The sequence below is a fragment of the Treponema bryantii genome (assembly GCF_900111035.1).
Lineage (GTDB): Bacteria > Spirochaetota > Spirochaetia > Treponematales > Treponemataceae > Treponema_D > Treponema_D bryantii_C.
Genome location: NZ_FOFU01000027.1, coordinates 1 through 1,346 on the forward strand (window position 1 = coordinate 1; position 1,346 = coordinate 1,346).

1 protein-coding gene is annotated in these 1,346 nt (G+C 33.7%); it reads right to left on the reverse strand.

Annotated elements, in window-relative coordinates:
• Positions 1-1,346: hypothetical protein (locus BMY21_RS15920; protein ID WP_177177775.1), on the reverse strand; the 1,346-nt coding region annotated here is incomplete at both ends.

The window sequence follows — 1,346 nt, forward strand, 5'->3', positions numbered from 1 at the left end:
TCCATTGAGAACAGTAAATCACCTACTTCAATTTCTGTTCCATTGAATGTAACTACGTTTGAAACGATTTCTATATAGTTCTTTTTGTACTGTACTCCATGGCCCTTAATATTCCAGCCCTTGTAAGTATAGTTATAATCGATATCTGCATACTCACTGCTTACCTTCATTGCAGGTGAAAGTGTAAGTGTGACATCACTGGTACTGTAGTTTGTAAATGCTCCAGGTTTTCCGCTTCCCTTAAGATAGAACTGTTCTCCGTCAAAACTTGTTTCTGTAACATCAATTTCACAACCGTTTGAAGTTGTAAATGTATATTTATTCTTTGATGTATCAATTCTTAAAGTTCCTTCTGAATCAATATAAAGCTTTGATAATTCAATTGATTCATTTTCACCTGTAACAAGTTTTGGTTTTGAAGAAACAACTTCATATTTATTATTCTGTGCATTCTGATTTATGACTGCATTGGAAATCTCAAAATAATATTCATTTTTGATTATATAAGAGTCTTCTTCAATTACTTTTCCTGTAGCAAAACTTCCGTCAGCTTTTACTGTAAATGATTCAAATGCAATTTCGATTTCATAATCTTCATCTTCATTCTGTACGGTTGCCTTACCTGCAAGTCCGTTGTTGGCAAGGGAAAGTTTATCAAATACTACATTCCAGCCGTCAAGATTATAAACCTCATTCTGAGCTGTTTCTCCGCCAGAAACAAGGGCATTTGAGTTTAAGGTAACATTTGCAATATTGAGCTTATTATCCTTAAAGCCGTTTGCATTTGTGATTATTCCGTTTTCTACAACAATTTCTTTGCCATTGAATGTTGTTTTCTTTGTCTGAATATCATATCCGTTTATTTGAGTATTATATTCATCTGTTGTAGTAACGCTTACTGTTCCTGCTGCTCTTAACAGAACATGCTTTAAGTTCCATGCTTCACCAGCTCCAAATACAGGAACTTTTAATTCTTTTGCAAATACACCGTCTGTATCAATTTCAAGATCACTTATATTCTGCTCTGCTGTGTATCCTGAATTAAATGAGCTGTTTCCTTTTGCAGTTCCTGCCTTGTATACGCTGTCTTTTACTGATGTATCGATTCCAAGATCTTCAATATTGAATTTTGAACCGTATACTTCAATTTCACCTTCTTTTATAAGAAGCTTGTCTTTTGAATATATTGCTTTTGTTACGCTTACATTATATCCGTAAAGAACGAAACTGTATGAGGAAACATTACAGCCTTTTTCAATATCAAGTCCGTCATTCTTTATTTCAAGATCTGTAACTTCAACTGCACCATATTCTGTTCCAATATTTAAGATTCCGCTTACTACTAG